This window comes from Yersinia sp. 2542 StPb PI (genome assembly GCF_048593855.1).
Classification (GTDB): Bacteria; Pseudomonadota; Gammaproteobacteria; order Enterobacterales; family Enterobacteriaceae; genus Yersinia; species Yersinia enterocolitica_E.
In genome coordinates, this window is the sequence record NZ_JAZGQA010000223.1 from 1 (window position 1) to 6,624 (window position 6,624).

A 6,624-nucleotide genomic window follows, 5' to 3' on the forward strand; every position below is an offset into this window, starting at 1 on the left:
TTATTTTAAATTGCTGCTAAATACCTTTCGGTTACCTAAATCATCAATTAAGACAAAATTGACCGTTTTGCTGACTGCTGGGGGTAAACGATTGAGCGAAAAATCGAGCTTCGAAAAAGGAGCAACCATATCTGGCAGGCTTTCAGTTGAGCCTAATGTCAGTGAGGCTAATGATGCATAATAAGGCGTCGGGTTATCAACCCGAATCAGGGCGGTATCGCTTTTTGTCTCAAGAGTAAAGGTTAACGCCTTACCTAAAGTATCTCCTGGGGCTGGTAAGTTTTTAGGGCGGTAAAATACTTTGTATTGCATGCGCAAGGCCAGCGTGACGAAAGATTCATCCTCAGTTTTAGGGGTCACCTTCGGTGGAATTTCGTAAACATTGAGCCAAAATGCAGACTCCCTATCAACGGGTAATTTACTGGCCCCCGATAAGATCAATCGCAGGCTGCGTTGTGCCTGTGGTTGTAGCCGAAATAGCGGGGGCAACACTAATACCGGTGAAATAGACTTCTCTGGTGTTGCGGTCAAATCACCGTCATCCACCCAGACCTGCACTGCCACCGGATAGCTATTGCTGTTAACCAGTTGTAGTGACTCTTCGGTGCTACCTTCACTGAAGATAATACGTGTTCTTTCCGCAATGACACTTGCCGTGGCCGGTATACTGGTAACCATAAGCAACAAAAGTAACCCACCAATCCCACTATTTATGTGTCTGAAAAACATATTATTGGACACGTATAACCACTTGCGCATGTGCATTCACCGCTCCTGGTGTCACAGTTTGCCCGCTGATTTTAGTTAACTCAGCCCGAAAGTTCTCAGTGTAACTGTTACCCCCACTCACCGTGCCGGTTATTTCTTGGGCGCCCTGGAAGATGCCATACCAGCCGGCGTTATTACCGGTTTGAGTTACATTCTTTGATAGCAGATAAATCGGACTATTATTGCGGTAGATACGGATGCCTACACCGCTTGCTGTTCCGGCAGAACCATAACTATCTGACACCAAGTGGCTGATCCCGCCACTGCCGTTCATTAATCCCAAAGCTTGCGCTTTAGCGGCATTTGCTGCTGGTACCAGAAAGCCCATCGCTACCGTGCCAGCAGTGACACCTGATGTCACGCCGGTCTGGCACTGAAAATCTACTTTAAATTCAGCCGAAGTGGTGCTGCCACTGTTCAGCTCTGCCACAGAAATTCTCGGTAATATCACTGTGGGGGTAAAATTGGTTACCGCACAAATCGTGGTTCGACGGAAAGTGACATAATTGTACAATCCAATAGAGGCAGGCCAGGTGGCATACCAGCCGGGCCAGTTTGATACTGAGTCAGTTCCTTCAATAGGGCCACTAATTCCTGGTCCTTTAAACGCGATATAAGCATTGGGTTGGGTATAGGCATACAGGTAAGAGGCTGCATTGTTAGTGCCGGCACGGACATAATCAATACGAAACAGCTCGGTATACAGGTTACTGAAATTCTTGGCTTTGACTAAAATACGGCCACTGCTATCTTTATCCAGGTCGGTTAAGCGCCGCCCTTTCCATAAGCGCGAGTAATACTCGCCAGTGGATAGATTTGTAAGCCTGATAACAACATTGCGGACATAGGTGGCAAAACCAGAGGGAACATTACCGGCAATGGCACCATCTTCATTTTTACCACCAAAGTCATTATCTCCGTTAGTGGCATACATTTCGAAGAGTTGATCAACATCGGCCGCAGCGCAGCGGAATAGCACCCGATTAGGGTCATAACCGGTGTTCAGGGCAAAGGTGGTGAAGTCAGAGGTACCTGCGGCTAATAATGTCCCATCGGGTTGAAAATTCGCCGCCGTGCTAAGGTCGATAAGGCCCGGCAAGCCGAGTGAGCCATTATTATAATCCAGAGAACCCGCCCAGTCACTTGCCGTACCATCACCGGCACCAAGTTGAGTTTGTGCCGTAATGCGAGTACAGGCTGACCATACTGAGGTGCTGCATAGCCCTATAAATAATATCGCTCCAGCCAAAATACGCGAGCGGCGGTGATAAGTAGTGGCCGTTGGCGGTGATAGTTCGCAAGATATTAACTGCTCTGTTGTTCTTAACATTATTTTTCTCATAATTGTTAACGGTGGCAACTGCCTGTTATATGAATAATATCCTGCTCAGTATCTTGACCATCAAAAGTATAAGGTAATTCACACTGCTCACTGCTGCTTTCACCCCAGCGCACATAAAGTGAGCCTTTGTCGTCTTTCACTCGTACGTAGATCTGATTCCCTTGACCTACCATCCCGACGATTTCATTTTTGCTGTTATAAACATCGGCACCCAGTGGTAACCCTTCACCCTCGTTAGTTTGGGTTTGAATTAACACGGCATAGCCTTTCAGGGTGTCGAATTTTACTTTCACAGCGGCCCCGGCGTAAGGAACGACGCGGCCCTGATTCTCTTTCAGTTCAGTATTGCGATTAATGCCTTTAGTATCCAAACCCACCGTATTGTAATTATAGGGTGTTAACGATGGCACCAAGGCAAATCCGTTATTATCAATCCTCGCCCCTTGTGCATTTCGTACTGTTGCACCCTGAGCACCATCCGCTTCAATTAAACCAAAGGTCTCGCCCAAATAAGGCCCGAGTGTCATACCTTTACTATGTATTACTGCGGCTCCGCGAGCACCAACACCATATTGGGTGTAATTATTGCCGCGGGAATAGCTGCCATTGACGGTCGCATTAGGGAATTGTTTTTGCACATTTGCCCCCCAGTTATTTGAACTGCTACTGATATTGCTGTCGTCATAGCCGGCATTCACTGAATAGTTAAAGGTGTTTCGTTCACCGGCGGTACCTGATAATGACGTCTGATAGCTATTACCACTTTTTGGGTTACGGCTAGCAGACATCGATAAATATTGGTTCTTATTGCCAATACTTAGTGGAATAGACACCGTTAGCGTCGCAATATTTTCAGTATTACCGTAGCGCGTTGTTGTCTCATTCGTCGTATCGTCATCCCAATTATATTGGGTTGAGGTATAAACAGTGCGCTGACGGCTAATGGCCAGGTTGTAACTGATGTCTTGGTAACTGTTTGAATAGCTTAGCTGTAACTGCGTATCTCGTTGCGTATCATTATAATAATCACTGGTCGATGCAGACGCAGAAAGTTGACCATAATTACCCAACGTCTGATTAATTGAGGTTGTAAACTGGCTGCGTTGTTTATAGGTCGTTGAATCCCATGTCCCGCCATTTTTTTGCGTTGAGCGCACGCCAAAAACATCATTTAAATCGCGATATCCTTTGGTTGAATAGCGATATCCAGCCAATGAGAATGTGGTCCCGGTTTGATTAAATGTCTGGCTATAGGTTGCTTGCATTCGCCAGCCATTCTGCGTTTCATCATTTTCAACTTTAGCATGAGAGTAGGTAGTATTGAGGCCAAAGGCCCCGATGGGGGTACCCAATACGCCACCGACAAGGAGTGCCGTATAGTCTTGTGCTAAACGCAGGCCGCTGTTCGCAGTTAACTGATTGGTAACACCGCGCTCATAGGTGAAGTCAGTGAAATAGTTATCAATATTGGTGAAATCACGGGATTCGCCGACCACCGCATTATAACGGCTAACACCTGGGCGCATTGAGTCCGGGACGGCACTGAATGGCACGGTAAATGTCGAACGGCTACCATTCGCTTCAATCACCTCAACATTGAGGTCACCCTGACTGGTGGTGCTATATAAATCGTTAATAACGAATGGGCCAGGCGCAACCGTAGTTTCATAAATTTCACGCCCATTCTGGCTAACAACCACCCGCGCATTGGTACTGGCAACACCACGGACTTCAGGGGCAAATCCACGCATGGATTCTGGCCACATACGTTGGTCGGTTGCCATTTTAACGCCACGAAACGACATGGTGCCAAATAATGTACTGTCGGTGAAGGTTTCGCCCAGCGTTAATTGACTATCCAATTGGGGGATAGGGCGCTGGACATAAGTACGAATATTATTCCATTGGGTATCGCTGCTATTATCATTACTGGAATAACGTACGTTTGATTGTTGACGCAGTTGCCATAATCCGAGATTGAGGCCACTTTTTAAGCCAACAAACCCGTAATCAGAGGTGCTATTTTGCTGGGCCTGAGTATCACTGCGATAAAAGTTAGAACTGTAGTTGATGAATGCGAGTTTTTCACCTTCCTGCCATTCACTCTGCTCGATATAACCTCTGGGGCGTTTTTGCAACAAAGCTTGTGGGATCGACAGTTCCAGGCGAAGTTTAGCCTGATCAAAGTGAAAAGAGGCCCCTTTTACTCGCTCAGCCAGTGGCCTACATTGCTCTGTAGACGAGGTTGCAGCAGTCTCCGAAGGGGCTGATTCTGTCTCTTGGGTATTAGTTTCGTTGGTTACAGCGCCGTCTTTGTTGGTTAGAAGTACGCCAGCCGCAGTTAAGAACTCATCACTCAGGCAGGGGTAAATCTCTGATGAGTCAGCATTCTTAATAAATTCAATGGTAGTGCGTTTGAACGGTTTGTTATTAACCAAGACATCGACAGCATCGTAATTTCCGGCTGTGGCAGAATTCTCTTTATTGAGTTGATTCAAACCTGAAGCAAAATTGGTCCCTAAAAACAGAGATTCATCGAACTCGAGGTTTTGTGGCTCATCCTGAGCCACAGCCGTATCAACATGTAAGATTAAAGCAATACATAGTGTTAATGCTTTCTTGCGTCCAAAGAATTTTCTCTTCACAGAAGCGCGTGCAAGCCTCATAAATCTTCCTTTACCGGCTAAATACGATAACTTCCGGTATCTTGCCCGCCGAAATCATTCACTATCAGGAAATTAACAATAGCATTAGAAGGTACAGATGAATTTGGGATAACCCATTCTGCTTGAGACATCGGTGAAATCATTTCGGATTTCATTTTAAGTTTTTTACCACTGCCAACAACTTCACCACTGGCAATGGTGGCATAGAATCCTGTTGGGTTTTTCCCTGTTACAACAACATCTTTACCCCGTTGGCGCACACTGAAAGTCAGTGCGCTGGAGACCTGATCAACACGGCCAGTAATACTTTCGGGTCGATAAAATACTTTAATGCGGTTACGCATCAACACTAACATTTTATTACTTTTTTCTGCTTTGTTGACGGGAGGCACCTGTAAAAAATTAAGATAGAACACGGATTCTCTATCTGTTGGCAGGCCGCTACCGGTATATTTCAGCCGCAATGTTTGTCCCGCATTGGCTTCCATGCGAAAGAACGGTGGTGTGACGATAAAGGGTGCTTTGCCTGTTTCTGGTGTTGATTGGGCATCACCACTGTCTAGCCAGACCTGAACCGCATTGGGGAAGTTGTCTTTATTTGTTAATTGTACGCTGTGCTCTTTTTCGCCCGCCGAATATATAATGCGGCTACCCGTCATGATGACGCTGGCTTTAGCAGAAGAGATGCCCATAAAAATTAATAACGCGATGAACAGATAACGATAACTGTAGCTATGTATGTTAACCATCATGGGGATACCCTCTGAATGAAACTGGCCGAATAGCTATTTTGTTGGTGCTTGAAGCTGCTGAATACACATCGGGGAACTTTACCCGAATCACTATTGTGAAGATCATCGGGATTAATGAGCCTCATTGAGGCTCACCCTGTGGGCTAGTATAAATGCTATTCAAAAAGGTCTATGACCGATTTGTCATTTACTTTGCCTGATTGCAGCGCCAACTAGTTAAAGTATATCCTATTCGGCAAAGCAGGGATTACAGGTAAGAAACTGCATATTGTACCGATGCGATCACAGAACCAGCGCCTGCTTGTCCAGTTGCATAATATTGAACTGCAAAATCATGCTCTGCTGCTGTATCACCAGCCTTTAACACTATACCATCTTGCGCCAAACCACTATTCAGATCGATACCTGAAGTCGTTGTTGTGTCTTTCAGCAATTGAAGCTCAACGTTTGCTGCCGTGCCTGTATTTTTTAAGTTACCGGAAGCTGTGACTTGGTTAGCGACGAAAACAGTTTTGACATCAATATCATCATTGCCAACTGCACAACCAGATACACCCAGGGTAAAGGCCGTTTTACCTGCTGTTTTCCCTGAAGAATCCAAATCGCTGCTGGATACAGTTGGCAGCAATACCATTGGGTTGGCATCAACGCCGTTGACGGTAACAGAACAGGTTTGTGCTGTGACTTCACCTTGGAAAGTAATTGTATTATTACTTGCTGCCATTGCAATAGTTGTAGATGCTGAGAATAACGCCATAGCCAAAGTTAACTTGTTCATTTAAAACTCCAATATAATAATTAAATGTGGGTGAGCATTCATTCGAATTTAAATATGAATGAATACTTAACTTAATAAATATGAAGTGGGTTAATGACTATATGTGCGAATGTTATTCGATTATACTTGTCAGCTTTCCACATTCTTTTCGTTTAAGTAAATCGGTGGTAAATATTCCGCCACGTCTGTTACTTGATGAGGGAGATAATATAGAAAGCTGTCTTAACTTCACATCAGATAAACGAACCAATCTGTGTGGGAATATTCCTACAAAAACTGTGCATCTACAAAATATCTGTCAACTTATTGTATTTAAAT

At 45.0% G+C, this 6,624-nt stretch carries 5 protein-coding genes; all 5 read right to left on the reverse strand.

Annotation, left to right across the window (positions count from 1 at the left end; all coding sequences use genetic code 11):
- The 5 genes from V1952_RS19020 to V1952_RS19040 all read right to left on the reverse strand — a co-directional run bounded on the left by V1952_RS19020 (position 1) and on the right by V1952_RS19040 (position 6,306).
- Positions 1-765 carry a molecular chaperone gene (locus V1952_RS19020; protein WP_372560092.1) on the reverse strand — a complete coding sequence of 255 codons (765 nt, stop codon included), beginning with the start codon at positions 763-765 and terminating at the stop codon, positions 1-3.
- Entirely contained in the window at positions 731-2,098 is a 1,368-nt protein-coding gene (stbD, locus tag V1952_RS19025; RefSeq protein WP_372560091.1) for a fimbrial usher protein StbD, read from the reverse strand. Before stbD ends, V1952_RS19020 begins: the two co-directional genes overlap by 35 nt.
- A 17-nt stretch (positions 2,099-2,115) precedes the next feature.
- Positions 2,116-4,776, reverse strand: coding sequence for a fimbria/pilus outer membrane usher protein (locus tag V1952_RS19030; RefSeq protein WP_420075320.1), 2,661 nt, complete (start codon positions 4,774-4,776; stop codon positions 2,116-2,118).
- A gap of 17 nt (positions 4,777-4,793) precedes the next feature.
- On the reverse strand, positions 4,794-5,525 hold the full coding sequence (locus V1952_RS19035) for a molecular chaperone (RefSeq protein ID WP_372560669.1): 732 nt from the start codon (positions 5,523-5,525) through the stop codon (positions 4,794-4,796).
- 250 nt (positions 5,526-5,775) lie between these two features.
- Positions 5,776-6,306, reverse strand: a complete 531-nt coding sequence (locus V1952_RS19040; protein ID WP_372560089.1) for a fimbrial protein — start codon at positions 6,304-6,306, stop codon at positions 5,776-5,778.
- Between the last annotated feature and the right edge of the window lie 318 nt (positions 6,307-6,624).

What these genes read in the sequence shown, in the direction of transcription:
- V1952_RS19020 (WP_372560092.1), bottom strand. Translation starts at nt 765, where the DNA reads ATGCACATGCGCAAGTGGTTATACGTGTCCAATAATATGTTTTTCAGA.
- stbD (WP_372560091.1), bottom strand. Translation starts at nt 2,098, where the DNA reads ATGTTAAGAACAACAGAGCAGTTAATATCTTGCGAACTATCACCGCCA.
- V1952_RS19030 (WP_420075320.1), bottom strand. Translation starts at nt 4,776, where the DNA reads ATGAGGCTTGCACGCGCTTCTGTGAAGAGAAAATTCTTTGGACGCAAG.
- V1952_RS19035 (WP_372560669.1), bottom strand. Translation starts at nt 5,525, where the DNA reads ATGGTTAACATACATAGCTACAGTTATCGTTATCTGTTCATCGCGTTA.
- V1952_RS19040 (WP_372560089.1), bottom strand. Translation starts at nt 6,306, where the DNA reads ATGAACAAGTTAACTTTGGCTATGGCGTTATTCTCAGCATCTACAACT.